Annotated in this window: 26 protein-coding genes; 4 read left to right on the top strand and 22 right to left on the bottom strand. The window is 61.3% G+C overall.

The features are described from left to right. The first annotated feature begins 1 nt into the window (after window position 1). On the top strand, window positions 2–316 hold the full coding sequence (locus COL8621_RS17365) for a carboxymuconolactone decarboxylase family protein (RefSeq protein ID WP_093968695.1): 315 nt from the start codon (window positions 2–4) through the stop codon (window positions 314–316). On the opposite strand, the gene COL8621_RS19450 is transcribed toward COL8621_RS17365, so the two are convergent. The 8 genes from COL8621_RS19450 to COL8621_RS17330 form a co-directional block, all read right to left on the bottom strand. Further along, window positions 306–533 carry a DUF6455 family protein gene (locus COL8621_RS19450; protein ID WP_370804708.1) on the bottom strand — a complete coding sequence of 76 codons (228 nt, stop codon included), beginning with the start codon at window positions 531–533 and terminating at the stop codon, window positions 306–308. The two genes, COL8621_RS17365 and COL8621_RS19450, sit on opposite strands and share 11 nt — an antisense overlap. 56 nt (window positions 534–589) lie before the next feature. Beyond that, window positions 590–883 carry a DUF6455 family protein gene (locus tag COL8621_RS17360; protein ID WP_093968694.1) on the bottom strand — a complete coding sequence of 98 codons (294 nt, stop codon included), beginning with the start codon at window positions 881–883 and terminating at the stop codon, window positions 590–592. Window positions 884–1016: 133 nt separating this feature from the next. Next, complete coding sequence (locus tag COL8621_RS17355; RefSeq protein WP_093968693.1) at window positions 1017–1445, bottom strand: CBS domain-containing protein; 429 nt, start codon at window positions 1443–1445, stop codon at window positions 1017–1019. Between the two features lie 89 nt (window positions 1446–1534). Beyond that, complete coding sequence (locus COL8621_RS17350; RefSeq protein WP_093968744.1) at window positions 1535–2203, bottom strand: NnrU family protein; 669 nt, start codon at window positions 2201–2203, stop codon at window positions 1535–1537. Window positions 2204–2212: 9 nt separating this feature from the next. After that, window positions 2213–3424, bottom strand: coding sequence for an NnrS family protein (locus COL8621_RS17345; RefSeq protein WP_093968692.1), 1212 nt, complete (start codon window positions 3422–3424; stop codon window positions 2213–2215). Beyond that, window positions 3421–4116, bottom strand: coding sequence for a 5-formyltetrahydrofolate cyclo-ligase (locus COL8621_RS17340; protein ID WP_093968691.1), 696 nt, complete (start codon window positions 4114–4116; stop codon window positions 3421–3423). The genes COL8621_RS17345 and COL8621_RS17340 overlap by 4 nt, the downstream gene beginning before the upstream one ends. A gap of 9 nt (window positions 4117–4125) precedes the next feature. After that, window positions 4126–4596: a hemerythrin domain-containing protein gene (locus COL8621_RS17335; protein WP_093968690.1), complete on the bottom strand. Its 471-nt coding sequence runs from the start codon at window positions 4594–4596 to the stop codon at window positions 4126–4128. 15 nt (window positions 4597–4611) lie between these two features. Then, complete coding sequence (locus tag COL8621_RS17330; RefSeq protein WP_207652097.1) at window positions 4612–5073, bottom strand: group III truncated hemoglobin; 462 nt, start codon at window positions 5071–5073, stop codon at window positions 4612–4614. Window positions 5074–5159: 86 nt separating this feature from the next. Between COL8621_RS17330 and COL8621_RS17325 the strand changes: the two genes are divergently transcribed. Further along, window positions 5160–5579 (top strand): RrF2 family transcriptional regulator, encoded by a 420-nt coding sequence (locus COL8621_RS17325; protein ID WP_093968688.1) that lies wholly within the window; start codon window positions 5160–5162, stop codon window positions 5577–5579. Between the two features lie 344 nt (window positions 5580–5923). On the opposite strand, the gene COL8621_RS17320 is transcribed toward COL8621_RS17325, so the two are convergent. The 6 genes from COL8621_RS17320 to COL8621_RS17295 all read right to left on the bottom strand — a co-directional run bounded on the left by COL8621_RS17320 (window position 5924) and on the right by COL8621_RS17295 (window position 14204). Next, entirely contained in the window at window positions 5924–7924 is a 2001-nt protein-coding gene (locus tag COL8621_RS17320) for a type IV secretory system conjugative DNA transfer family protein (protein ID WP_093968687.1), read from the bottom strand. An 8-nt stretch (window positions 7925–7932) separates the two neighbouring features. After that, on the bottom strand, window positions 7933–10266 hold the full coding sequence (locus COL8621_RS17315) for a relaxase/mobilization nuclease domain-containing protein (RefSeq protein WP_093968686.1): 2334 nt from the start codon (window positions 10264–10266) through the stop codon (window positions 7933–7935). Continuing rightward, a complete protein-coding gene (locus tag COL8621_RS17310) occupies window positions 10253–10834 on the bottom strand; it encodes a helix-turn-helix domain-containing protein (RefSeq protein ID WP_093968685.1) in 582 nt (193 codons plus the stop codon). The genes COL8621_RS17315 and COL8621_RS17310 overlap by 14 nt, the downstream gene beginning before the upstream one ends. Before the next feature lie 562 nt (window positions 10835–11396). After that, entirely contained in the window at window positions 11397–11603 is a 207-nt protein-coding gene (locus COL8621_RS17305) for a hypothetical protein (RefSeq protein ID WP_007120662.1), read from the bottom strand. 362 nt (window positions 11604–11965) lie between these two features. Beyond that, complete coding sequence (locus COL8621_RS17300) at window positions 11966–13171, bottom strand: SH3 domain-containing protein (protein WP_141137912.1); 1206 nt, start codon at window positions 13169–13171, stop codon at window positions 11966–11968. Window positions 13172–13274: 103 nt separating this feature from the next. Further along, the gene (locus tag COL8621_RS17295) at window positions 13275–14204 is read right to left on the bottom strand and encodes a DUF2493 domain-containing protein (RefSeq protein WP_093968683.1); all 930 of its coding nucleotides are present in this window, start codon (window positions 14202–14204) and stop codon (window positions 13275–13277) included. A 686-nt stretch (window positions 14205–14890) separates the two neighbouring features. Here COL8621_RS17295 and COL8621_RS17290 point away from each other — a divergent pair. Together COL8621_RS17290 and COL8621_RS17285 are read left to right on the top strand one after the other, a co-directional pair. Further along, a complete protein-coding gene (locus tag COL8621_RS17290) occupies window positions 14891–15973 on the top strand; it encodes an AAA family ATPase (protein ID WP_093968682.1) in 1083 nt (360 codons plus the stop codon). After that, on the top strand, window positions 15879–18344 hold the full coding sequence (locus COL8621_RS17285; protein ID WP_235823936.1) for a S8 family peptidase: 2466 nt from the start codon (window positions 15879–15881) through the stop codon (window positions 18342–18344). Before COL8621_RS17290 ends, COL8621_RS17285 begins: the two co-directional genes overlap by 95 nt. 168 nt (window positions 18345–18512) lie before the next feature. Here the strand turns inward: COL8621_RS17285 and COL8621_RS17280 are convergent, their stop codons facing one another. The 8 genes from COL8621_RS17280 to COL8621_RS17245 all read right to left on the bottom strand — a co-directional run bounded on the left by COL8621_RS17280 (window position 18513) and on the right by COL8621_RS17245 (window position 26431). Beyond that, a complete protein-coding gene (locus tag COL8621_RS17280; protein WP_093968681.1) occupies window positions 18513–19241 on the bottom strand; it encodes a DUF736 family protein in 729 nt (242 codons plus the stop codon). Window positions 19242–19366: 125 nt separating this feature from the next. Next, on the bottom strand, window positions 19367–19669 hold the full coding sequence (locus COL8621_RS17275; RefSeq protein ID WP_093968680.1) for a hypothetical protein: 303 nt from the start codon (window positions 19667–19669) through the stop codon (window positions 19367–19369). Between the two features lie 100 nt (window positions 19670–19769). After that, window positions 19770–20231: a DUF6915 family protein gene (locus tag COL8621_RS17270; RefSeq protein ID WP_093968679.1), complete on the bottom strand. Its 462-nt coding sequence runs from the start codon at window positions 20229–20231 to the stop codon at window positions 19770–19772. A gap of 1 nt (window position 20232) precedes the next feature. Next, window positions 20233–20619, bottom strand: coding sequence for a DUF6878 family protein (locus COL8621_RS17265; RefSeq protein ID WP_093968678.1), 387 nt, complete (start codon window positions 20617–20619; stop codon window positions 20233–20235). A gap of 119 nt (window positions 20620–20738) precedes the next feature. After that, window positions 20739–25001: a strawberry notch-like NTP hydrolase domain-containing protein gene (locus COL8621_RS17260; RefSeq protein WP_093968677.1), complete on the bottom strand. Its 4263-nt coding sequence runs from the start codon at window positions 24999–25001 to the stop codon at window positions 20739–20741. Between the two features lie 107 nt (window positions 25002–25108). Beyond that, on the bottom strand, window positions 25109–25384 hold the full coding sequence (locus COL8621_RS17255; RefSeq protein ID WP_093968676.1) for a type II toxin-antitoxin system RelE/ParE family toxin: 276 nt from the start codon (window positions 25382–25384) through the stop codon (window positions 25109–25111). Continuing rightward, window positions 25371–25670, bottom strand: a complete 300-nt coding sequence (locus COL8621_RS17250; protein ID WP_093968675.1) for a type II toxin-antitoxin system RelB/DinJ family antitoxin — start codon at window positions 25668–25670, stop codon at window positions 25371–25373. The genes COL8621_RS17255 and COL8621_RS17250 overlap by 14 nt, the downstream gene beginning before the upstream one ends. A 104-nt stretch (window positions 25671–25774) precedes the next feature. Next, window positions 25775–26431, bottom strand: a complete 657-nt coding sequence (locus tag COL8621_RS17245; protein WP_093968674.1) for a DUF6927 domain-containing protein — start codon at window positions 26429–26431, stop codon at window positions 25775–25777. Window positions 26432–26441: the final 10 nt, after the last annotated feature.

The raw sequence follows: 26441 nt of genomic DNA, 5'->3' as shown, positions 1-26441 counted from the left end.
CATGACAAAATCAATGCCCGGCGCCGCCGGCGATCTTGCAGAACAGCAGCCGGATATCTGGAACGCCTATGCCGCCTTGGGCAAAGCCTGCGCCGAGGCAGGGCCTTTGACCGATCGGGAACGGCGCCTTGTGAAACTGGCTCTTGCAATAGGCGCATCATCGGAAGGGGCAGTGCACTCACACAGCCGTCGTGCACGTTCTGAGGGCATCGAAGACAGCGCTCTCGCACAAGTAGCGCTCTTGGCCATCGGACCGCTTGGCTTGCCCCGCGCGGTTGCGGCCAAGACCTGGATCGAGGACACTGCTAAGAAGTGATGATGTCTTGACGTTGCCTAAGCCTGTAGAATCGTGCCGCATTTGCGCAGAACGAAGGCGCGGCCGATCCTTGCTCGGCTCGTGCAAGCCAGGTTTTGCAGATATCGGCATTCAGACAGTCCAAACACCTCAATACAGCTGACTGAAGCTCTGTTTCTCCGCAAGCGTCTTGCTCAAACGCTGTTAATGCGTCGGTAACCTGAAGCATGTCCCCCATCTGACCAAGTCGCGCATCGCGAACAGCAAAACAACTGCCGAGCGCCGCTCGAATGCTCATTTGATCGATTCCTTAGAGTACCCGTCAGCCTTCAGACGCAGGATAGTATCCCGGTTGGGGCAAAACTCGGGCGGTGGCACGTCATCCGCCACTTCTGCCAGCCAGCTTGTGCAGGTGTCGCCACTCTTGCATTCGTAGCAGTTGATGATGCTGTCGCGGATTCTATCTTCCACATCTTGCGTTAAGCGTCGCTTCGGCAGTTTGACGCCGGTGACGTTGAACATCTTGCGCCTGAGCGCCATTCGCTCTTCGAAGGCGCCTATCGTTGTCTCAAACAAACTTGAAGTCATGATACGACACTCCTCCCGTGAGTTTCACAAGATCACTCTATACACAAAGCAGGAGAGTTCCTTGATCTGGCACAAACTCTCTGAAATGGAGCGGCGCAACGGCATTGGGCGTGTGACCACTGCGGACCTGAGTTTAACCCGATATGTATCGCTCCAGTTGATCAATCACAAATTTCTGGTCGCTGATCTTGCTTTTCACTAAGTCGCCGATCGACACAATACCTATGACCTGGTTCTCGCTGATAACCGGCAAATGACGGATCTTCTTTTCAGTCAGCAATGCCAGACCCTGATCTGTTGATTGACTGGGGTCAGCGCAAACAACTGGCGTCGTCATGATGTCTTTGACTTGGGTTTTCGGAGAAGATTTACCCTTCAAGAAGACTCTTCGCGCATAATGACGTTCGGTGACTATGCCGACCAGTATTTCGCGATCCAAAACAACAAGTGCTCCGATGTCGTGATCCGCCATCGCCTTGATTGCATCAAAGACGGTGTCATTGGGCGCTACACTGAAAACTTCTGCGCCTTTCTCATCCAGAATGTTTCGAAGTGTTTTCATGGAGAACAATTCCGTCAAGCAATTGTGGAATGTTTTATAGTTGATTTAAGCAAATGCACATTGATCGACGTCAAGCCTCGCTTTGAGCATCATCCCAGCGGACTGACCCCAAACAGCCATGGGTGCGCCCAGATCAAACCGCCAAAGAGTGCTACACCCGCAACAAGGCGCACCGACGCCGCAGTCCAAGAGGCAGGTATGACATTCCCGGAACTGGCGGTGACAGCATCATGCAAGCACTGCCATTCTGGCCCCATTTCGCGCTGCCGTCGCTGGTCCACCAGACGCCCGCCAAGTGCTGCAAACGTCGCAAAGACCCCGAAGAGAAGTACATGCGCCAGATCCCCATTGGGAACGACATGCGCCGCAGCCCACAACGCGAGCGCCACGAGCAGCGGATGTCGGATCACCCGAATAATGCCGGGGCGCTGGGGATCAAAACGCTCATTCCGCGCGCCACCGAACGAAAAAGGGTTGGGCCGCCCGATCGCCAAAGTCAAAATCAAACAGACGAGCAGCATAATGACCAAGGTCACATGTCCCTGCCATGGTGCCCAGTCCCACAAGGGCACAAAGGGCGCGCGGCCTGCAGCACCAATCAGCCAGGCCAAAGCGGCCAGCGATAGAAGAGAGTAGGCAATGCTGAACCCACGCCGCCCGAGCCGCGCCTGAAACCACGGCCGCACCGGAGGGCGCAGCGGTATTGAATGGGTCACGAAGAACGCGATCCAAGTCAGGGCGAATTCCAACCAGCCCATCACGCTCCCCTACCCTCCTGGCCTCTTGTCTGGCGGCAAACGGAGCAGCAGCGGGCCATAGACAGTAGCGAACCCGCCAAAGCCCGCTATCCAGCCAAGACCCGCGACCACATTGAGCCAATCTTGCGCATTGGGCCAGAAACCTGCACCCACACGCGCCAGCACCGCGATCAATACGGCGGTATAGATGCCCACCGTCCCGACACCGGCCGTCAAAGGTTGGCCAGTATGCCCGAGTGTAGCGCGCGTCATCACGGCCAGTGTCATCAACCCAACAGCACCTGCCATCCAAAGATGTTGTGCCGCTGCTGTTCCAAATGTGCCGGGCCAGAGAATCTCCGCACCGATTGCAAGGGCGCCCAATGGTACAAAAGCATAGGATACATGCAGAATTGCAACCAACGGCTCGGGTCCCGTCCGATACCCGGCCCATCGCACCAAGCGGACAGCCTGTGCGATACCTGCCATCAACAGAACAATACCCGTCAGTAGATAATGCGGCCAAATCACCCACATCAAGAGTGCTGCTAGCAGGACGAGAAGCGCCGCCTTGTCCAACCGCTGCATTGGAGGCGTGGGCAAGCGCCCGCCTCCTCGTTTGGCCAGCCAGTTACGTGTGAAGGAGGGCACGACACGCCCCCCGATCACCGCGATCATCATCATGCCCGCCCCGAGCCCCAGACGCAGCCCGTATCCCTGCGGAGCGTAGAGGCCATGTGCGGCCTCCCAATGAAACAGCCCATTGGCGAGCGTGAACACCGCCAGCATGCTCAAGACGATAAGATTGCGCCAATTCTTGCCCGCTACGATCTCGCGCGCGATCACGGCACCCAAAGCGGCAGGCATCGCGAGGTCCACCGCCGCTACGAACAGCGGTGGCAAAACCTGTGAGACACCCACAACGATACGGCCTGCGATCCAGAGGGCAAAGAGCCCCCCCAGTGGCCAGCCCACAATCGGCAACCGCCCCGTCCAGTTCGGCACAGCCGTCAACAAGAACCCAGCGATCACGGCTGCAAGATAGCCAAACAGGAACTCATGTGCATGCCACGATACGGGATCGAAGTCAGTTGGCAGCACCAAAGCGCTCGACAGCATCGGAATCCAAAGCGCCATAGCCAGCGTTGCCCAGACTGCCGCCCCGAAGAAAAACGGACGAAACCCGAACGTCAGAATAGCCGGACCGCGCCACGCGCGCATCTGTTCTGCCGTACTGCTCATGTTCTCGGCCTTTCAGCCTGGACGCCTGCCTCAGTCAGGATCTCATCCAGCGGCACATCGTGCGGCTGCGGATAAATGGAGGACAATCGTGCGGATTGAAATCCGATCCCGATGGTAAAAGGCCGCGGGGCAAGGGCCGCCAGCGTCCGGTCAAAATAGCCGCCGCCGTAGCCGAGGCGGTAGCTTTCAGCGTCCCAACCCACCAGTGGTGCCAGCGCAATGTCAGGTGTGAGCATTTCTGCGCCAGGTGGCGGAACAGGAATATTCCAATCGCCACGTACCATGACTGTCTCAGGCGTCCAGCGGCGAAAGACCAAAGGGGCTACCTTTCGTTCGACCAATGGCAATGCAATCGTGACACCACCTGCGTGCAATTCAGCCATCAACTCGCGCAAGTCAGGCTCGCCCTTGATCGGCCAATAGGCTGAGAATACCCTGCCCCGCGCTCCGCCGAACCGATCAGCCAAAAGGTCACGCACGTGTCCGACCAGCGAGGCGCCCACTGCTTGGCGGCACTCGACACTAAGCGCGGCACGTTCCGCTCGCAGGCGCGCGCGTTCCGCATTTCGCCAACGGGCCACATCGCGTTCCTGTTCGGGGTCCACCGCCAGCGGATCGAAATAACCTGGCGCGATCTCTCCCGCGAGGCAGGGTGACGAGGCATAGCGCCTTGATGCGTCGAAGTTTGACATCGTCCTCCCTCAACTAGGCTCGAATTGCGGAAAGAGCACGTCGTTCTCCAGTCGCATATGTTCTTCGAGATCGGTCAGGAATTCCGTCAGCCCGTTGTAAAGCGCCGTCCAGGTCCCACAAGCCCCGTCCGGCAAGGTCAGATCGCTGGTCAGACGACGGATTTCCGCAACTTCGGTGGCATGATCGTCATGGTCGGCGCGCATCACGGCGATCGGATTTTCGATGCCCGGCACCCCGCCTTTGCGAATGGCAGGAAAGAGGATCAGCTCCTCCTTCTTCATGTGCACTTCCATGTGGCCGATCATCCGCTCCAACACATCGGCAAGGCCGACGGGCACATTGTCATCGCCGAAATGAACGGTCTCGATCTTCTCTGCCATCTGGGCGAGGACGGGAAGATGCTCGCGGTGCAGCGCATGATAGCGCGTCTCGATGTAGCGGGTCAGCTCGGCGGCGTCATTTGGTGGCGTGTCGGTCATTGTCGCGTCCTTTCATCAACGTAGGGAAGGAATGGCGTGGGGACATACGCCTTGCGCATCCTGCACCGCCATGTGGAGCGACCGAGCGATCCGCTCGGCGCGGGTAATGACGTGGTCGGCCCCTTGATGAGTGCAGACTTCGTGTGCGGTTTCGCGAAACAGGGCCAGCCACCGGTCGAAATGCGCCCGTGCTACCGGCAGGCCGGTATGGGCGGGCACCGGCGCGCCATGATAGCGCCCGGTCATCAGCGCAACCGAGGACCAGAAATCGACCATGCGGGCCAGATGTGGGGTCCAGTCGGTGATGCGGTCGGCAAAGATCGGGCCTAGCGTCTCATCTGCACGGATTTTGCCGTAAAACCGGTGGACAAGCTCCGTGAGCATTGCGTCATCAAGGCCGGTCTCAACCATGACCGCGCGGGTCATCTCTGGACGGGCCGAGGCAATGCGAGGGGTCGTTTCGGAGAGTTCGGCCATGGCGGCCTCCAGGTCTTAGAGCTTGCAAACAGCGATAGACCTGTTAATTGGTATTGTAAATACCTATTGATTGGCTGGAGAAGCACATGCGTCTCACCTCATTCACAGATTACGGCCTACGCATGCTGATGCGCATGGCCAGCTCCCAGGACCGCGCCTTTTCGACGGCCGAACTTGCCGAGGAATTCGAACTATCGCGTAACCATCTCAGCAAGATCATGCAGCGCCTCTCACGGGGCGGGATTGTCGAAACGCGCAGAGGCGGCGGTGGCGGCGCAGTGCTGGCACGAACACCGCATGACATCCGGCTAGGTGATGTTGTGCGCCTGCTCGAGGAAGATCAGCCATTGGTGGAGTGCTTCCAAACCCAGACAAACACATGCTCGCTTGACGGGCGGTGTCGGCTCAAAGCCCGTTTGCGCACCGCCGAAACGGCGTTCCTCGCAGATCTGGATCGCTCGACGCTGGCGGATATCGCCCTTCCCCCACTATCCGCAGACGCATGACATTCAATCCACAGCCCGCCGACCTAACGAAAGGACACTTAATGTCAACGTGGCTACCCGAGGTGCCCCTAGGTGGGCAAGAACCGTAAGTCGATCCGGCTCCACCTCGCTTCAATTTTCACCAAATTCTCGCACCCGCCGAACGCCCGACATGGCGCGCCAGAAGGCGATTCCATGTTACACACACAGTGCACACAGCGCCCACTAAGTTGTTGAAAGCATTGCTAAAACCGTCCAATCCATCACTAGACGGAGTTCAAACTCAGCCCAAACCAGACAAATGTAACTGCTGCTGCCAATAACTTTCCTGCGCCATGCGCAACAGACATGCTATCCTCGCCACCCTATCGCGCAACCAGCTTTTCACCACGGTCCTCTCGCAGCATCGCTTCCATGTCGTCCAAGCCATCGACAGCGGAGCGCATCTGCGCCTCATCAACGACGCTCGCAGCGTCAGCATCCACGACCTTGCTTCCAAAATCCATCTCCATCTGGCGCTGTTCCTCGGCGATGACGGCTTGAACGACAGGCGCGGTCTTTTTGGGGGCGACGTCGGATTGCCCTGACGTTTGACTGCCAGCATCTTGGCGTGCGGTCTCCACGACGGCGTCAGACCCACCTGCTCCGTTCGAAGGCGGCGTCATCGGCATGGCGCGCATACTCAACGGCAGATTGCCTTGCGGCGCCCCTCCCCCCGGCTCCGGAAATGGCAGATTCCCCGTCTGCGCAGCATGGATCGCCTTGAACAGCCGGTCGTCAAAATACTGGATCCGCTTCGCGCGGACCGGCATTTGGGCATCGATCACCATGACGATCTCGTCGAGTGGCAGGCGGCGCGCCTCGTCTTCGGGGAGCAGAGAGCTCTCTTCGGTCCGTGTTGATTGGCTGCGCCCCTCGAAGGGGTTCTTGCCGATGGATTGCGACCGCGTGACGACGGTTTTCGTGGTCTTGCCGACTGCCTTGCTCAGCTCTTCGACAGTTTTTTCATCGGAGGGCGTCAGGTAGAGCTTCACGCCCGCATTCCCCTGCAAGGCGCGGCGGGTGTTTTCGCCGTAGATTTCATCGAGGGCGGGGATGGTTTGGGTGACAACGGCGAGGTGACCACGATAGGTGCGCAGTGTCTCGATGCTTTCGACCACGATGGGCATTTTGCCGAGGCGATTGAACTCGTCGAGCATGATCATCACCGGCCAGGGCTCGTCTGGCCCGGGATCCTTTTCCTGCATGGCCGAGAGCAGGTCGGAGAAAAACAGCCGGATCAGCGGCGCGAGCGGCTTCACCATCAGCGGCTGGACCACGAGATAGACCGAAAAGGGCTTTTTCCGGATCGTGCGGAAATCAAAATCCGACACCGCCGTCGCCTCATCGATGGCAGGGTTCTGCCATTGATCGAGTCCCGAGGTCATCAGGAGCGAGACGTAAGAGGTCAGCGTGTCGTTATTGGTCGACGCCAGCCGCGTGAAGATCAGTTTGGCGGCCCTGTTGTCGACCTCGTGGCCCCGCGCGAAATACTCCTTCTGCTTGTTCCCGCCCGAGGCAGCGATGCGGTAGATCTCGCCCAAGGTGGGGCGCCTGCGCTGGAAGGCCAAGAGCCCTGCCGCCACGAAGAGATCGATCCCGCCCTTGAGGAGGCCCTGCACCCGGTCATTGTCGCTTTGCAGGAAGAGCGTCGCGAGGAGCTGCAATTCCATCTGCTGGCGCGCGGGATCCTTCAGCTCAAAGATGCGTAGGAGCGGGTTGTAGCGGTGCGTGCGCTTGCCCTCCCAATCGGTGGGGGCAAAGCGATAGACCTTGTCGCCCTGGGCAGCGCGGTGGCGCGCCGTGGCCTCGAAACACTCGCCCTTCACATCGAGCGTCACGGCAGAGCCTTGCCAGGTGAGCAGGTTCGGAATGACAAAGCCCGTGGTCTTGCCGCGGCCCGTGGGCGCCACGATCAGGGCATGGGGGAAGACTTTCGAGCAGATGTATTTCGCGCGGGAGCCGGGCGTCCCAAGTTTGCCGAGGATGAACCCGGTCCCGGGCGCGCCAAAAAACCCGTTGGCCTTCATCTCGCGCGCAGTCTGCCAATGGGTCTGACCAAACCGTGTGAGGGCCGATCCCGAGAGGGCGAGGCTCAGCATCATGCCGGCGGCGGCAAAGCTGCCGACGATCAGGTGGATGAGTTGGGCGTCCTCTGGGCGGCGATCGAGGATCGCCAGATAGTTCTGCACGATATAAGCAAAGTCGATCTCGGCCCCGAAGCCAAGGTCCTGGTAGCTCAGCACGGCCGAGGCGATGGTGTAGCCCATGGCGGCGGTCACCAGCGTAACGAGAAGCACACCGGTGGCGATCCGCGCTTTTCCCATGGAGGCGCTCAATGGACCTGACCCCGCTCGGTCTCGCCATCAACGTCCGTCGCGCGGTGTTTTTCGTATTCGGTATCGGCAAGATCATCGACCACCTGGCGCAAGGCCTCCGTGTTGGCCGTCGCTGCATCCGATTGCAGGTAGACCTTGGCGACATAGAGCCGGTCGAGGCGGTCCTCGAGAACCTTCTCCAGCGCATCGGCATCGCCAGATGTGAGCCGGTCGAGTTGGCGAACGTCCAGTACCCGCGCGATCTCGTCGCGGAAGGCGTCCCGCTCCGCCTCGGTCTCGAAGGGCGCGGACAACTCCCCCGCCCGCTCATGGTCCAGGACACGCGCAATCTCGTCTGCAAGGCGGTCGGCACGGTCAGACAGCGAAGCAGTTTCATCGCGGGCTGCGAGGAGTGTGTCGCGCGTTCCAGACCCAAGCCCATCGCGCATCTCGTTTTCGCGGCGGACCTGATTGATGGCCTCCGTGTCGCGTATCTCGACGACGGCCGCATAGGTCGCGCCAAGCCCGCGGGCGAGGTGGGACGGCATGTCCGGATAGCGCGCGCGCAAGTCATCTGCGACAGCATCCGCAACAGGTGTGCGGACATCGCGTCCCTCCATGATGCGGTCGACCTCGCGGGTGATCTCGCTGGCGCGGGCCGCATCGGTGATGGTCTCCCTGTAGGGCTCAGACCGGTCGATCACATCGCCAGGACGTGCGAGCAGGTCCGGGTGTGCCTCGAGATACGCGCGCTGCTCCGTCTCGATCCGGCGCTCCGCCCGCGAGACAACCTCCCAATCCCGGTCCTCGATCTGCTGCGCTGTCAGGCCGTCTGCGCGCATCTCCTGACGGATTGTCCCTTCCATCGCCCGCACCGCGCCCTCATGATAATGGAACCGCTCGCTGACCACTTCCGCTTCCATGACACCATCCCGGCGCAGCACGTTCTCCCGTTCCAGCAGCGTGCCAAGCGCGACATGCACATCGTTGAGAACGTCGCGCGCCTGTTCCAGATCAGCGCGGCGTTCAAGGTTCAGATCCCGCGCCTCGGCCACCTTGGCGAGATCATTGGCGATCCATTGATGCTCGAGCGCTGCATTTGAGGCCCCGGTCTCGATCCGGGCCACCACTTCCGATGTGCTGATCCCGGTGCCCCGTAGTGCCGCGTCAATGCGCGATCTCAGGTCGGGCTCGGCCAGACGCTCAAGCTGGCTGGTGTCGATGTTCGCCTCGGAATAGATCCCGCCCTCCGAGGGGGTCTCTGACAGCGCGGATGATCGCAAACCGAGAGGCTGCATGTGCTGGACCTGCGTCTGGATCTCGATGAGGCGTTTTTCCAGGACGGGACGTTCCGCGTCAGGCTTCTCGGCGATCATGCCCTGCACCCGCGCGAGCTTTTCCGCATAGAGGCTTCTCAGGTCCTCGAAGCTTTGATCCTCGGCCATATAAACATCTCCTGTTCGGTCCACCTGCCCGCCATGCGCGAGCACCTCGCCCGCGCGAAAAAGTGCCGCGGCGATGTCTTCCCGGGCCTCCCGGGAGGCCTCTGCGGCAAGCGAATGATAGACGGTTCTGGTGTTGGCGATCTCTGCCAGCGTCCGGGTCAGGTCCTGCCCAACACGTTCCCGCTCGCGGGGCGCGCGACCCTCGTCTTTCGCCGCATAAACCTCGCTGGTGCGGGCTGGGTAATGCACGACGCCGCGCTCCACCCGCCGCGTGGCTTCCAGCCGCACGCCGTACTTCTCCGCCTCCTCGACCATGGCGAGGCGGAAATCGTCATAGTTGAAGCGGTGGTTGCGGCCGAGGAAGAAGAACTCGCCTTCTTGCGAGCGGCGGTTCAGCACCAGATGCGCATGGGGGTGATCGCGGTCCTCATGCACCGCGATGATGTAGTCGAAATGCCCCTCATCAGTCTGGAAGAACCGCTCGGCCACATCCGTCGCGATGTCGCGCACATCCTCGCCGCGCGTGCCGATGGGGAAGGACATGAGCAAGTGGGTGGTCTGGCCCAGCTTGGGCTTGAAGCCCGCATCCCAGCGCTTGGCAAAGCGCGCGGTCAGGTCCTTGATGTCACTCGCCTCGAGTTTCGCTTTGCCATCCAGGAACCCGCTACTGTCCACGATATGTGTGGACTTGGTGGTGAGGTAATCGAGCTGGTTTGCGAGCTGCGATTTGGTATGCGTGCCGCCGCCCCGGATCGCCTTGAACACCGCTGGCCGATGCCCCGCTGCCGCGCGGGTAAGCTGGGTCTGCTTGGCCACATGCAGACCTTGCATCGAGCCCCGGACGCGGCTCCAGCCATCCCGGAAGACCTCGCCCGTGACGGCATGGACGGCATCATTCAGCCGCATGCGCAAACTCCCTCAGCGCGGCCGTGGCCTCGAGCTGCATCGCGTCCCGACGGCGGCGCAGGAGCAGATCGATCTCGTCAGCGGAATCCAGAATGAACCGCGCCAGCCCGCGCATCTGCGCAAGACGCAGTTCCGTGAACACCGGGCCAGCCGCATGCCCCGTGCGGTTGGCCTGTGTCATCTGCTTGGCGATCTGCGCGACCCCATTGCCGACCTCGTGCAGAGAGGCGCGGTAGCGCGCCATCTCAGCAGCCATCTGCGCGTCCGGAACGAACACCCCACCCGCCGCCTGGATCAGCCGCCGCAGCCCCTCGGCCCGGCTCTCGATCCCCGCCTTCGCCAGCACCTCGTCGAGCGCCACCAGCTCCGTAGCCGTGACCTTCACACTGACCGCTGAGACCGGGATCGCAGCATCCGTCTGGCGCTCGGCATCAGCTTTGAGCGTGTACTGGATCGCCCGCACCGACACGCCAAACCGTTCCGCCAGCACTGAAGTGGAAACGCCTTCCGCAGCTTCGCGAACGATCTCCATGCGGTCCGCATCTGTGAGACGTTTTGAGCGCGACATGCGAAGAAAGACCCCCTATTTCCTGCCACCTTCCACCAAGGCTGCCTCCACCTTACGATAATATACAAACCTGTCAATTATATACTTACGTCGCATTCAGGGTCAGGCAGCCTTGGTGTCCGCTTCACGCCGCGGCCCGCAGGGACGCGGGCCTGTCCCGTCACCACCAGCACAGCCTCCAGCTTTGGAAGTCCCCCTTCCCCAGCCCCGCCCGAGGCTCTGGCCGAACACTCATGTGTTCGGACGGAAACGCGGGCGGGTGCAAACCCCACCGACAGGGCGGACAGGCAGGGTCAAGGAGGACCAGATTTGGGTCCCCAAATCTCTGCCGCAAAAACCGGGAGGCCCTGGCCGATAGGTTTTTGTGGATGGCCCCCTTGAGGCTGACTGGCCGGTCTGTCGCGGCCTGATCATTCCGGGCGAAGTGCGTCCGTTAAATGCGCAGCGACCGGCGGCTTCGTGAGGTCGCCTCGGGCGATCTGACCGCCGGACCCGGCATCCCTGGAACAGGGATCGGGCCGCCCCAAGATCGTCTCGGGGCGGCCCATCCTCGTCAGAGGATTTAGTCCTGCGGATCCTTTGCGCTCGGCGGGAACATCACCAGCTCCGAGACCGCGACCGGGAAGTCGAGCTTGAGGCTGAAGAACTCCGAGCCATCCCCGTTGCGGGTGTTGCGGAACATCGCGCCCACGCGCTGAAAACGGGTGCGCTCCTGGCCATCGGTATCGGTGAACTTGACGGGGACGGTGGCGACGTAGTGGTTGGTCATTTGGGTTACTCCTTGTTGCGATGAGGATCACCCGGCACGGGGGCAAGAGGCCCGGTCGCAAGCGCAAATGCGGAGGGTCCGCGGCCCGCCGTGGAAGCCGTATTTGTGCTTGCCGAAGCGTGAGCTGAGGGCACGAACGGGCCGACCCCGTGCGATCCACATCAATGAGCAAAAAGAAGAGACCCAAATATGCGCCGCCACATCGCAGTCGCCACAGTTCTCGTTGATCTCGATAGAGGTGAAGGTCGGGTTCGCTCTGATTCAAAGTTTTGGGGATTTGGTCTGTCGCGCGCAACGAACAGCAGGGCGGTTGTTCAGCCTCGAGCGAAGTCCAGTTCTCCGGTGTTGAGATGGTTGTGATGTTATCCGCACCAAGCTTGAGGACGCGGAGGACAGCTGGTCCGGCCGCACCGGTATGGCACAGCCAGTCCTTCCCCAATCAGAGTGCGTCCCACATCCTGACCGTCTACGAACAGCGATCCACATAGGCGTCCAAAGTTGCAACGATCGGTGCCTTCGGTACCGGGTCGACACGAGCACGCCACGCGTTCAAATTCTATCGATGCCGCATTCCGCACCAACTGGCTCAGACGCGCCGTTGCACGTTCCCCGACCTGACGCTCTGCAGTGCAGGACGGCCGCCACGTCTCAGGGGCATTGAACCCGACAAGGCGGACGTTCGCCGGCAGCCCGCGAATGTCGACGGTGTCACCGTCGATGATCCGTACATCGCTGGCGCGAAGCGACCGGTCCTGCGAGGCGGGTCGCTCTGCAGGTGGCGCGACCGGCGATAGGAAACTGGAAGACATCCAGCCCACTCCCAAGTTAGACCGAATTTGGGTCCATTGCCCTTCATCGCGAAGCATTTCGACGCGAGTCCCTTCGCTCAAGACGCCCATCACAGCGTTCGCGGTAGACGGCTCAGAACGTTGGTTGACACGTGTCCCTGTCACATAGACGTAAGTGGTGTTTGTCGTTTGCGATGTGGGAATTGCTGACGGACTGTAGGGCGTGGATCGCGAATTCGACGTCTCAAACAATGATCCAACCAATGCGAAGAACCCGACAGCAATAACCAGCGGCACCATGATTTGGCGTTGAGCCTTTCGCACGGCACGCCGAGGTGCGGTGATTGCGCGGCTCACGGAGATCGGACGAGGTCTCGCCTGAACGGCTCTGGAGCTGCGCTTTGGTGCTGGTTTCGAAGTGCCGTCGTCGGCAGCTGCCCTTGTCTGGGCCGGTTTTTCCCCTTCCAGTTTCAGGACTTTGTGCAGGCTGGCGTACTGAGCTTTGCTCAGGCGCGTCTCCGTCCCGTGACGCTCAAACCGTTCAGCCATGTTTGTGAGAAAAGACACTTCCCAATCGTTTGCCTGCCCGGACCGCAAACGCGCATCAATGCGTGATTGGATCTCTTTGGTGCGTTCCGGAGAAAAAGGCATCGAGGAAAAACCTGTTCGGGTGTTGAGCTGCGCAACAAATGTCTTCTGCCGCACGGCCACATTAAGCTGTGATTGCATCGAGATACCATCCAGCCATTCCCAAAACCACATTGGCCGTGTTGCAGTCATCAAGACTTTTGCTACCCGTTGCTGGAGTTCGCTGCGACACGCCTGAGGTTCGCACACATCTGGGAAAACAACGAAAGGGCCGCCCGAAGGCGACCCTCTCTCTTCAATCCTGCGACGCCTTCTTCGCCGGGTCCGCAACCCGCATGACCGTCAGACCTTTCGCTTCCGCCTTCTGCCCGAGGTTCAGCGCGACCCCGTTGCCGCCGAAGAGTACAACCCCCGTCGCCGCGAACTTGTCATCCAGCATTTCGTCGTTGCACTTGAACGGTGCCGCCCGGCCATGCGCGGACCAGCGCGGATCGAAGCGCGCCTGCGCGACCCCGCGTGCCCGGGCCCACCGAGCCGCAATCATCTCCGCCCCGTGCTTGCCACCCTTATGGCAGAGGAAGATCTCCTGATTGCGGTTCTGCTTGATCCGTTCGCGAACCTTGTCGAGCGTGTTGAAGATCACATCGACATCGGTCCAGTCGGTGGCGCCTGAGACGATCAGGGGCACCCCCTCGACTTTCGACTTCTCGGCGGTTTCACGGTCGTGCTGCTCCAGGAGCTGCCGCGCCTCGAAGACCGCCCCGGTCTCCTGCGCCCGGACGCTTGCGCGCGACCCGGCTGCCGGGATGAAGGCGTGGCCCGTTTCGACCTCGTAGCATTCCGCCGCCGCCTCGCTCATTACCTCGATGGCGCCGACGATCTCGCGCAGCTGCACAAAGCGCGCTTGCGCCTCTTCGAGCGCGGTCTCGGCGATCTCCGATCCGTCGTGGGATTTTGCCAGCGCGCCGATCTTGTCGGCGGTGCGGTCGACCTCCTTGCCAAGCGCCACCTTGCGGCGCTGCAGGATCGTGGCGAGCCCATGGGCCAGCGGTTCGATCTCTGCTTCAAGCCCGGTCCCGCGCAGCTGACCGAGCAAAGCCTCGAAGCTCTCGCGGATGATGTGGTTGGTCAGGACGTGATCCTCCGGGATCGGCAGCTGCGCGTCCCTCTCGGTCAGTCCGAAAAGTTCGATCGTCTCGTAGGTGTTTGCGGTGTCGTAAGCCATGTCTGGTCTCCAGTGTTCGGTTCCAAGGCCACCACGTGAGTGTGGGGGCATGGCCGAATGCCTGGTTTCCGAATCTGCCCGGGTCAGGGACGGCGCAGCCGCCGGCTTGCCGGGCGCAAAAGTTTTCCGCGCGCAGCACCCGACACATGCGCGCGCTCGCGCACGGGACCGCCCCCGCCACAGGCCCCGCCCTCGCCGAAAAGTTTTGCGATCCTTGACGCGGGCTGATTTGGGGGCCATCCGGAGGATATGCTTCCGCACTCATGTGTGTGTGTTTTGACGGTAGGTTTGCCCGACCCGAGCAGGCAAACGGCCCGACCGGACGCGGGAGACGGATGGAGCGGCGGGATCGTTTTGGTCTCAGGCCAAAACAGACCAGAGCGCAATCCGGCGGAGCGGCCGGGGAGGGACGTGCTCGCGAGGCGGGCAAACCGGGATGCCGGGTGCGACGCCGCGGTGAGGCCGCATGGCCGAATGCGCGACGGACCGAAGGGCCGTTCTCCCCTGCGACACGCGCAGCCGAGCAGGGGAGGCCGACAGGCTGGGACTCAGGTCGATGGTCAAGTGCACAAAACCGACACACTCCGCATGCAAACCGTGCAAATTGTCTGGTCTGTTAAAGGGTTCGGATGTAGAAAAGACCCTATCAACGCTGAAAATGATCATTCAGAAAGAGCAGTTCGACTTTGGCTTCAGCCCAACAACTCATCGGTCTCGTTAAGAGCCACGCAGAAGGGGACGCTGATCGTTTTTACGATCTGGCGATGCAACTCTCGGCGGCCGAAGAGCAGAAGGGACACACCCGGCTGGCTGAACAGTTGCGGCAGTGGGCTGAAGCGGGGCAAAAGCCGCCAGCAAAGCAAACCCCTGCAGTCACCCCTATCGCAACGCCTCGCGGCGATCTTGCAGAGTTTCTTGCCGCGTCTTATCCGACGGAGCGACTCGTCGATGTAATCTTACCGGATAGGATTGGGAGTGAACTGTCGCATCTCGTCTTCGAGACGCGTATGCGCGAAAAGCTCGAGGCAAAAGGCCTGAAGCCACGGAGGCGCGTTCTCCTCTCTGGTCCTCCCGGTACCGGCAAGACACTGAGTGCGTCAGCACTGGCCGGGGAGCTGCAGTACCCCTTATTTTCGGTCATGCTCCACGGTCTAATAACGAAGTTCATGGGCGAAACGGCGCAGAAATTGAAGATGGTCTTTGATGCCATCAAGACAACACGCGGTATCTACCTGTTCGATGAAATTGACGCTTTGGCTGCGGCCCGGGGCGGTGAGAACGATGTCGGCGAAGCCCGGCGGGTTCTGAACTCATTCTTGCAGTTCCTGGATGAAGACACAGGGCCTTCGATCGTCGTCGCCACTACAAACTTGCCGGGAATTCTTGACCGCGCCGTGCTGCGCCGCTTCGATCTCGTATTGCCCTATGTGATGCCCGATGGTCCCGCTATCCGACAGGCACTCGAGCGCCGTCTGATCGGTTTCTCGTTCAATCGAATAGGATGGAAGCGGGTGACGGATGTCGCCACTGGCCTCTCAACGGCCGATATTGTGGCGGCGGCGGAAGATGCCGCGAGACGTGCGGTTTTGAATGATACTGACAAGATTGCGACACAGGATTTGCTTGACGCCCTCGAACGCCGACGGTCGCTCCAAGATTTAGGGACCAATGACGATGGCACGAGAGCTTCCACACTTCCACCTTCGCAATCTAGGACAACCTCGCCCATTCCAGGCAAAGGGCAGGGGCGGGTCCAAAAGACCAAGTGATGTCCCCAATCGCGCTGCGCACGCCCAAGCGCTGCTTCAGGCCATCGACGCGTTGCCGGATATTCCGGCCACTGAGCTTCCCGGCGTTTATCTCGAAATCAGCTCCCGTATCGACGAGCGCCTGAAAAAGGATAGCCTAGATGCCAGTGGCCTGATGCTTCTTCGCATCGAAGATTTTCCTATTCCAGGTGGTGCCCAAGAGCGTGCGACGGTGTTTGCAACAGCCAAGGGTATTGAGAACCTGCGCAAGAAGGTCGACCAGTTTCGGACGGAAGACACGCCTGATCGCGAGAAAGATGGTGAATTCATCCCGGGCCGACCAAAGAATGCAGACTTGGTTCAAAGCGTCGCTGCCATTACGGAAGCGGGATTGCGTGCCCTCTGGCGCAGCCCGCCGGGCAAGTTTCCCGCGGCGGATATTGCGGCAGTCTGGGAGGTTTGGCTCGAGCCCCAAATGACCGAGGCCTTCGTTGCAGCAGCGCCTAACTATGGTGTGACTGTGGGCGCGGATCGGCTGGAGTTTCCCGAAGATACAGTGGTGGTCGTCAAGGCCGATCGCAATCAGCTTGCCCAAGCCGTCCGGCGACTGGGTGGCGTACGAGCACTTGCCGCTCCGACAATCACTGCAGATTTCTTTGACGGCTTGCCGGTGGCCGAACAGGCACAGTGGGTCGATGAGCTTTCAGGCCGGACCACCTATTCGGATCACCCCAATGCTGGCTACGTTACGCTCCTGGATACTGGTGTCAGTCGGGCGCATCCTCTGATTCAGCCGGCGCTTAGCGTGGATGATCGACATGCCGCAAATCCGGCTTGGGGATTGGAGGATGTGAAGGGCCATGGAACGCAGATGGGAGGACTCGCGCTCTTTGGCGATCTGACGCAAAAACTTCATCAGGCGAACCCAGTTATGGTCATGAACCGTCTGGAATCCGTCAAACTCCTGCCAGATGCCGGCATGAACCCGCATCATCTCCTAGGCGCGGTGACCAGGCAGGCGATCAATGCGGTCGAACAGGTTGGTCCCCGACGCCGTACTTTCACCATGACGACGACGACGGGTGAGGACACGCCGCACGACGGTGCCCCGACCTCGTGGTCGACGGAAGTCGATCAGCTTGCCGCCGGTGTTTCAGGTGGACTCAGACAGCAGCGCTTGGTGCTGGTTTCGGCAGGGAATACCGACAACTTCACCTTTGGTGCCGGAAACTACCTCGACCGATGCGATCACGAAGACAACGAGATCGAGTCGCCTGCCCAAGCGTGGAATGTTTTGTCTGTTGGAGCCTTTACCGAGAAGACTGTACTACCAAACGGAGACCCGGCCCAAGCGCTTGCACCATTCGGCGATCTATCGCCAGCTTCGAGAACTGCATCGTGGTCGTCCCATTGGCCGAACAAACCGGACGTTGTCCTAGAGGGCGGAAACTGGGCGCTAAGTGCCATGCCTCCGCCAATGCGGCACGGATGGTTATCGCTCCTTTCGACGCACCATAATTATCCGGTCCGATCTTTCACATTCACCTTCGACACCAGCGCTGCGACAGCGCTTGCAGCGAAGGATGTAACGGAACTCTGGTCGGATTATCCGACACTTTGGCCCGAGACAGTCCGTGGTCTCTATGTGTCTTCCGCGCGTTGGACTCAGCAGATGCGAGCACATTTGCCGGCCCAAGCGAACAAAGGTCATTACATGCCGCTTTTTCAGCGCTATGGATTTGGCGTTCCGGACATGGCCCGTGCCCGCCGCAGCGCGTCGAACGCGCTGACACTCATCGTGGAAGACACGATTACACCCTACGGAATCTCCGAAAAGACCGGCGGTGATGTCCACAATGAGTTGAAGCTCTTCGCCCTACCCTGGCCCGTTGAGGCTTTGCGCGCGCTCGGCAATGCCGACGTTACCTTGCGGGTGGCGCTAAGCAGCTTTATTGCTCCAAACCCGTCGGAAGCCTCACGCGGCGTTCGTTATCGCTACGCATCCCACAATCTGCGGTTCCAACTCAATCGCGCCGGCGAGAACGAAGCCCAATTCCTAGCTCGGATCAGCAAGGCGGCCGAACAGCCCGACGGTCCCGCAAACGACGAGGATGATCTTTGGGACTACGGTAGCAATCGGCGCCATGTCGGATCGCTGCACATCGATCAACTGACTTGCAAGGCATCAGATCTCGCAAGGCGAAACTTGTTGGCCGTTCACCCAGTCACCGGATGGTGGAAATCCAAAAAGCTTCTCGCTGAAGGTTTGCCTTCTGTGCGCTATGCATTAATCGTAGAAATCGATGCGGAAGGGTTGGATACCGAACTCTATGCCGAGGTTCAAGTAGCTGTCGAAGCCCTAATTGCCGCTCAAGCGGTTGTGCAAGTTTGACTCTATTGGAGACGCTGTGCAGCGCTTCCAATCTAGACAATACATCTACATCGGACCGCCTCATGCAATCGCCATTCGATCGCTCGACTGACCCAGGCATGAAAAAAAGGGGAACCGCGGTCCCACGGCTCCCCTTTCGGTTCAGATCGTCTTCCCCTCGCACGCCGATTAGGCGACCAGCGACAGCCCCGCGCCTGCGTCCTGCGGTTGCTCACCGCTGTCGATGAACGGGATGATCGAGAAGGTCTGGCCGCCACGCTGCTCTTCGTTCTGCACGGCGTTGACGCGCAGGTCGCCATCGGGCGTGTTGATCAGCAGCGACAGGTAGTCATTGCCCGTGCGGCTGCTTTTCGCCATCCAGGCCGAGCCGACGCGGATCGGTGTGCCCCGGGGCGAGCTGACCTCGATCCGGTAATCGGGGTGGGTCTCCTCGGATTTGTAGCTGTTCTCGATCAGCATGAACTCCAGATCGAACATCATGTTGGCGATGTAGCCGGTGAAGGCGTTGTCGGCGTCCATGGCGGTGAGCTCGCCCGAAATCGAGCCGGATTTCATCAGGCCGTTCGAGACCAGCGGGATGATCTCGAACGCGCCGCTTTGGGCCGCGCGCGCCTCTTTCGTCTGCACCGCGTTGACCCGGAAGGGGCCGAGGCCGACATCGATCTGCATCGAGATGTAGGGGTTGCCGCTGGTATTGCCGGTTTCGTTCCAGGCCGTGCCGATGCGCACCTTGCGGCCCGACTTGTTGACCGCCGTCACGTCATAATCCGGGCTGCGCGCGGACATCTTGGCCCGTGCCTCAAGCTGGATGGCGATGTCAAATCGCGTCGAGTGAATCATGCCGGTGTATTCAGTGGCGGCGGTCTCGACATTGCGGGTGAGGGTTCCTGCGAACATGGGATAGTTCCTTCTTGGATTGGCCGGTGCCTGACGTTCTTGCCAGCGCATCCGGGATTGCTTTCTCGACCCCTCCTGGGATCACAAACCAGAAAGCTTGCTTTCCTTTCAGCCCCGCCCACGGGTCAGAGCTGCCGTCCGAGTGGGAATGCCCCCACGCCTCCGGGTGCTACGCCCCTCCCCTGCCCGTCTGGTCTTGATTGGTTGCCCGGATTTTCTGCGGCGACCTTCGGTTGCGCGACGAAGAACTCCGCCTCTTTTCCGTTCAACCCGTGCCCGCCCCGGTCGGTCAGGCCGATGCAGCTGCCGTTCGGCACATAGGTGATCAGGTACTGACCGAGCCGGTCCTTGTGGACAACGTAGCCGGTATTGGCCCAATGCACGGTCTGGCCGGCATCGACGGCGGCCTTGATTTCATCGAGTGTCATGCGATCCTCCTTACGAAGAATGGTGGGGAAACGACGCAAGAAGCCCGATCGTCCGACCGGGCTTCCATGCAGTATTCGTTTGGCAAACGGCCGAGTGCTGTCAGGCAACATGCGTGGCTTGCGTCGCGTGCGCCGCCATCCAATCCTTCAGACCAAGAACCGTTCTTCCGGCGGCGACCTCGGAGGCCCAGGCAACCCTTGGGTCGCCGCAGGGCTCGGAGCCGACATGCCGGTCGATATGGCCATTGGCCATCCATGGCTCGGGCTGGATCCGTCGCAGCCAGTCCGCCATGCTCGGGATGCGGCCCTGGCAGTCTTCACGGACATGCTGCTCGCCGATCCAGCGCACGGGGATGTCCCGACCCGCGCTATTGATCAGGGTCAGGCCGAAAACCCGTTCCGCCTCGAACAGGCCTTGAGCGTGGTGGCGCATGGCTCGGTGCGTAAAGAGCGCGAGGTGCTCTTTCGAGGCATCGAACCAGTCATGTATGGACTGATAGTCAGACGGCACCCCGCCGAATTTCCGGGCAGAGCTTTCAGCATGATGAAGCGGATGGGCCATCTCAAAGACCCTCGACATAGCTGTGCGAACATTCGACATAGCGGTCCGCGTGATCGAGGGTGATGCTGTCTAGTGCTATGTCCCAGGTCAGCGTGCCGTAGCCGCCCTCGTTATTTTCGAACCCCGGGTGATGGTGATAGGCGAGCGACCAGGCGAAATCGCCAATCTCTGTGGCAAGCGCCTCCGGCAGTCGGACCTCTGCAGGCTGAACCGTCACATCCTCGACATTGCCGGAGTCGCCATAGCCTTCGTATTCGGCAGTCACCTCGCTGATGCCAAGCGCACGTAGTTGCGCGAGCAGCTCCGCTCGAGATGCCTTCAAGGTGGTTTCGCGCTCTGCACGCCACTGAGCCGCCATTGCGGCATAGTCGATCTGGGGATTGGTCATGGGTCTGTCCTCTTGTCTGCAATTGGGGGGCCGGGCGTGGCATTGGCCCGCGCGCCCGGAACGCGCAGACCGGACAAATCCCGATCTGCGACGCCCCACCCAAAGCCTGCTTTGGCTTTTCAGGCGGCTTGTTCTGCCACCTTGGCGACTCGCTGCCCCACGATCCGGGCCAGAATGCTTCCCGTGTCGATCCCGTCCCCATGCGGCATGAACACCCGCAACTGGAAGGCGATGATCTCGGTGAAGCAGCCGAGGGCCTTGAGGCCGTCGATCATGCCCTTGTCGGCGCCGCTCAACTCAAGGCGCATCTCGCCTGCGACCCGGCGACGGGTCAGGGTGAGACCCCGGCCCAGATCGACAGGCGCGGTGGTGCCGAGGGCGGCGGTCAACATCTCCTGCGGTGTTTGCGGGTTGGACACGAGGAAGCGGGCGTGCAGCGCGGCCGCGCCTTGCTCGCTCAGAGTCCGCCCGATCATCGCGGTCGACCCGTCGGGCGTGACCCGGTAGATGCGCTCATTGGTGGTCGGAATGTCCTTCCAGATCGGCAACAGCAGCCCTGTCAACAGGTAGAGCTTGGTCGTGGTGGTCTTGGGCAAGGAGGCAGCCTCGGCATCCCAAAGCCGTGCAAACTCGGGCCTGTCGATCTCTTCCCAAGCCGAGGACTCGAACCGTGCCTCTTCGAAATAGCTCGACCCGTTTGGCCTCACCACCTTGCGCATCAGCGTGACAATGTCCGCGTCATACATCTGCATAGGGCGCGCCGAGATGAGCGCCGCGCGGCCGGAGGCGCGATTGACCATCGGCAGCTTGTCCGGATTGCGCGATATGGCCTCTTCAGCGCCCAGGACATGGACCGGGTCGGTGACCTCAAGCCCGATGATCCGCGTCACGGCGCCAGATTTCGGGCAGGTCCAGAGATCCTCTGTGGAGACCTGCTCGATCTTTTCGCCACGCAGGGTTTCCACGCCGAGATCGAGCGTGCCCGCCGCGCGCGCCCGTTCAGTCTGATCGGCAATCCGGCGCATGAACTCGGCAAAGAGCGCGTTCTGCATGTGGATGGGCAGGGCCAGAACCCGGTTCAGAAACCGCTGGATCGGGGGAAGCTCCTCAAGGAGCACCCCGTCCTTGTCGATCAGCCGCAGGGCCGTCCAGTCGGTGAAGCTCTCGTAGCTCATCGCCTCGGCGCGCCCAGCGGCAAGATCGGCGAAATACCCACGCAGCGCCGCCCGTGCGATCGGGCTTTCGAGATTGTCCTCCTCGCGGAACATGCCTTGCGAGCCGGTCTCGCGCTGACCCTTGGTCAAGGCCCCCAGCTGGTCGAGGCGCTTGGCTATAGTCGAGGTGAAACGCTTTTCGCCATGCACATCCGAGGTGCAGACCCGGAAGAAGGGCGCGCTGACCTGAGCCGAGCGATGCGTGCGCCCGAGCCCCTGGATGGCCGCATCCGCGCGCCAGCCGGGCTCCAGAAGATAGTGCCGCCGCCGTTTCTGGTTCTTCGCCGTTTGCGCCGCGTGATAGGACCGGCCCGTACCGCCTGCATCGGAGAAGATAAGGATATCCTTCTCGCCGTCCATGAAGGCTTGGGTTTCGGAGGAATTGCTGCTGGCGGCGCGCTTCTCGATGAAGAGGTGGCCATCGTCCGCCTTCAGAGGTCGGATCGACCTTCCGGTCACTTCGGCCAAGGCATCGTCGCCAAAGGCCCAGAGGATCTGATCCAGCGCCGAAGGGATCGGGGCCAGCGTCATCAACTCCATCATGGCCGCATCGCGCAGGGCAAGCGCTTCGCGGGAGACAACCAGCGCGCCATTGGCGTCGCGCAAGGGTTCAGCCACCATGTTGCCGTCGATCTCCACGAGCTTTTGCGCATGGATCGGGAAGGCCTGTTCGAGATAGCCCAAGACATAGTCGCGCGGCGTCAAAGCACCCTCGACGAGTTCATCCTCGGGGTCCATCGTCTCAAGCCGACGCTTCAACAGGCTTTCGCCTGTAGAGACAACCTGGATGACGCAAGCCTTGCCCGCCGCCAGATCGTCCTTGATCGCGCGGATGATGGTCGGGGCTTTCATGCCCATCAGGAGATGGTTGAAGAAGCGCTGCTTCGTGCTCTCGAAGCGGGACTTGGCCGAGGCGCGAGCAGCCGAGGCATTAGTCTCTCCCGAGGCATCGTTGACGCCAGTCGCCGTCAGCGCCGCCTCGAGATTATGGTGGATGGTGCGAAAGGCTCCCGCATAGGCATCGTAGATCTCGATCTGGGCCGGGGTGAGCGCGTGTTCGAGCACGTCATATTCCACGCCATCGAAGCTGAGGGCGCGGGCCGTGTAGAGACCGAGCGTCTTGAGATCACGCGCGACCACCTCCATGGCGGCGACACCGCCTGCTTCCATCGCCGAGACGAAACTCTCGCGGCTCGGGAAGGGGTATTCGGGGCCTTGCCCCCAGAGCCCCAGCCGCGCGGCATAGGCCAGGTTGTGCACGCTCGTGGCGCCGGTAGCCGAGATGTAGAAGACGCGGGCGCGGGGTGCTGTCAGTTGCAGCCGGAGGCCTGCAAGGCCCTGCTGGGAGGGTTTGACCCCCCTGCCCTGCTCGGACCCGGCCGCGTTCTGCATGGCATGGGCTTCATCAAAAGCCAGCACGCCATCAAAGTCTCCGCCCATCCAGTCGAGGATCTGGCTCAGTCGCGTGGTGCCGCATTTGCCCGCGGACCGCAGCGTGGCGTAGGTGACAAAAAGGATCCCGTCGCCCATCGGGACGGGCTGGTCCGGTTTCCATTTGGAAAGCGGCTGAATGTCGGCAGGCGAGCCGCCGAGATCGGTCCAGTCGCGGATGGCGTCCTCGATGAGCGTGGCAGATTTGGAGACCCAGATCGCCTTTCTGCGTCCGGCCAGCCAGTTCACAAGGATGAGCCCCGCGCATTCGCGCCCCTTGCCGCAACCGGTGCCGTCCCCGAGGAAATAGCCGAGGCGATAGGCCCGTGCATCCGGGTCATCATCGGCGCGCGTCAGCTTGGTCTGGTCGTCATCGATGGTAAACCGACCGGGCAGATCGCGCCCATGGGCATCATGCGCCATGATGATGGTTTCCAGCTGCGCCTCGGAGAGATGTCCCTCCTCGATCAACCGTGCGGGCAAGCGCAATTCCGCACTGGCCGCGTCTGAGGGCACGGGCGGCGCGACAGAAGCCATGGCGATGCTTTCGACGAGCGGGGTGGGATGTTCCTGCGCGCCTGCGATCTCAATCCGCTGCGGACGGTAGCGCGCATAGATGTCCGAGATGGGCGTGTTGTCGCGCGGGATATCGAGGCTCTTGAAAGTGAGCGGGCAGACGGCATTGGCCCGGGGTTTGGAGGCGGCGACAGGCACAGCGGCGGTCTTGCGCGGGGCAGATGATGGAACGGTCGGCCGAGCATGAGGGATCGCCTCAGCCCTTTGGGCGGGGCGCATCTCGGTCCGGGTTGCGGCCACGGCATCAACATATGCCAAGGCTTCATCCAGATCCCGCACAGGGACGCGGATCATCTCGCCGACCTCCTGCACCTTGTCGAAGACCATCAGCTGGGTTTCGACAGAGGTGCCGAGCTTGCGGTAGACCTGCCCCGGCATCGTCAACGCCAAGCGCGGCGTCAGGAGACCGCAGGCGCGGGACCAATGCGCGGCATCGCGTTCGGGCGTGAACCCCGGCGGCATGATCGCCACAAGCCGCCCGCCGGGTGCCAGACGCTTTGCAGCCGCGATGAGATGTTTGGCGGCGATGTGTTTGTCCCGGGAGCGGTCGACCGAGGAGGCGAAGGGCGGATTCATCACCACGACGTCGGGTAGAACCGGCGTTTGCAGCAGATCATCGATATGCTCGCCGTCATGGCCTGTGACCTCGCCGCCGAAAACCGCGCGCAGGAGGCGCTGGCGAAAGGGGTCGATTTCATTGAGCACAAGCGTGGCACCGGCCCGGGCGGCGAAAGCGGCCAGGGCACCGGTGCCAGCCGAGGGCTCCAGCACAGTCTCGCCCTTGTGAATGGCTGCCGCCCGCACGACCATTGCCGCGAAAGGCAACGGCGTGGAAAACTGCTGCAGCCGGATCTGCTGCTCTGACCGGCGCGTTTCCGTCAGGAGCCGTGAGGCAAGCAGCTTTGCAGCGGCGATGTCACCTGCTGCACCGTCCCCACGCAGCAGCACCTGAACAGCCGCGGCCTGCATCAGGTCATATGCCATGCGCCAGTCCCAGGCACCGCCAGCATCGCTGCCATGAAACGTCTCGCGCATGATACGCGCGAGCGCTGAACTGCGCAGGGGTTGGTGGTCGATCTCCGCGCCGATCTGCGCGAGGGCAGAGGCGAGATCAGTGTCGGGGGTTGGGAAATCCGGGCTTGCCGGATTGGGCTTGGTCATGGGGATTTTCCTTTGGATCTGGGTCTGAGTTCCAAAGGACAAAAAGCCCGCTCTACACTTTGAAGGCGTAGAGCGGGCAATTTCTTAGCGGGGGGCCTGCACCCCGATCATGGCCACTGCTGCGCAGCATGAATAACGCGCAAAATGGTCACCATCTCAGGGCTTTCAGCATAAACCACGATGTAGTTCGGCCGAACAACCATCTCCCTAGTCCCGTTCACACGGCCCGCGCGGTACATCTGAGGGCGTTCTGGAAGGAGGGACGTCTTGTGTTCAATCTCGTCTTTGAGAACTTGGGCGGCATCCGGGTTGTCGTCAGAGATGTAGTCAATGATTGCCAGCAAGTCGGCTATGGCCGTGGCTTTCCATTCAAGATTTGGCAAGGCGCTTCCCGTCAATCACTGCCTGGGCGTCTTGCATCGCCTTGGCATGGGGCGTTGTGGGCCTTGGATCGTCCAGCGCTTCCTGTACCTTCGCCCTGAACCAGGCGTCATAGGCATCCGGATCAGCGGTCAATCCGGCAGGCAAGCCGCCTTCTGCGGCCACGCGGGTCAGAAGAATACGCACCGCGTCGGAGAGCGTCAGACCGACGCCCGCAAGTGCGTCCGAAGCCTGTGCTTTCAGCTGATCGTCAACACGGACATGAAGCATGGATGTTTGGGCAGGCATGGATGGTCCTCCAGTTGATGGGAGTGATGTATCTCATTTGAGATACGAATTCAAGTCGGCAGTATGTGCGCGCGTGGTCCCGTGGTGTTGTCTCAGCGGGAAACTCAGCCACCCTGCCCCGCCAGAAACTCCGCCAGCACAGGACTGGCCTCGCCTTTTGCGGAGCTGAGCAGCTCCGAGCCCGCAAGCGAGGCCTTCGACAGGCGTACGAGCCCACCGGTTTCCTCGATGCGGTAGCAGCGGCGTTTTTGTCGCCCCCGCCTGTAGTGCGTCGCGGTGACGATCTGGCATGTACTGCCATCGGTGAGCGTCACGGGCGTGGCGAGCCTGATCTTGTCGCCTTCCTCGTAGTCAGGGATCGAAGCCCAGTCCCGGCAGCGCTGGCGCCAGTCCTGGGCGTAGCTGTCCGGGTCTTTCAGGTCGGAGAGAAGCTCGATCAACCCAAGGGGAGCACGAGTCTCGTTCGGGCCAGCGCTTTCCTCCATGTCCTTGTAGCCCCAGCAGCCGTCATCGTATCGGGTGAGGAAGACAGCCCCGAAAGTGATGGAGCCATCCGCATCGGTCACATAGGTCGCGTCCTCGACAGGGGTGCCGTCGAGATTGATGACCCTTGCCGCCGCGTACCAGGTGGAGCCGACCTTGCAGGCTTTCACCAGTTCAGTTTTGCGCGTGTCGCCATGAGAGGTGCAGAGCCGGGCGATTTCCGCTTTCTCATCCGCGTAGGTCTGGACGCGGCCATCGGTGTAGAAGAGCCAACCCATCTCAGAGTCC

This window comes from Actibacterium lipolyticum, from assembly GCF_900184935.1.
Classification (GTDB): Bacteria; Pseudomonadota; Alphaproteobacteria; order Rhodobacterales; family Rhodobacteraceae; genus Actibacterium_A; species Actibacterium_A lipolyticum.
This window is presented reverse-complemented; position numbering and strand designations above follow the sequence as displayed.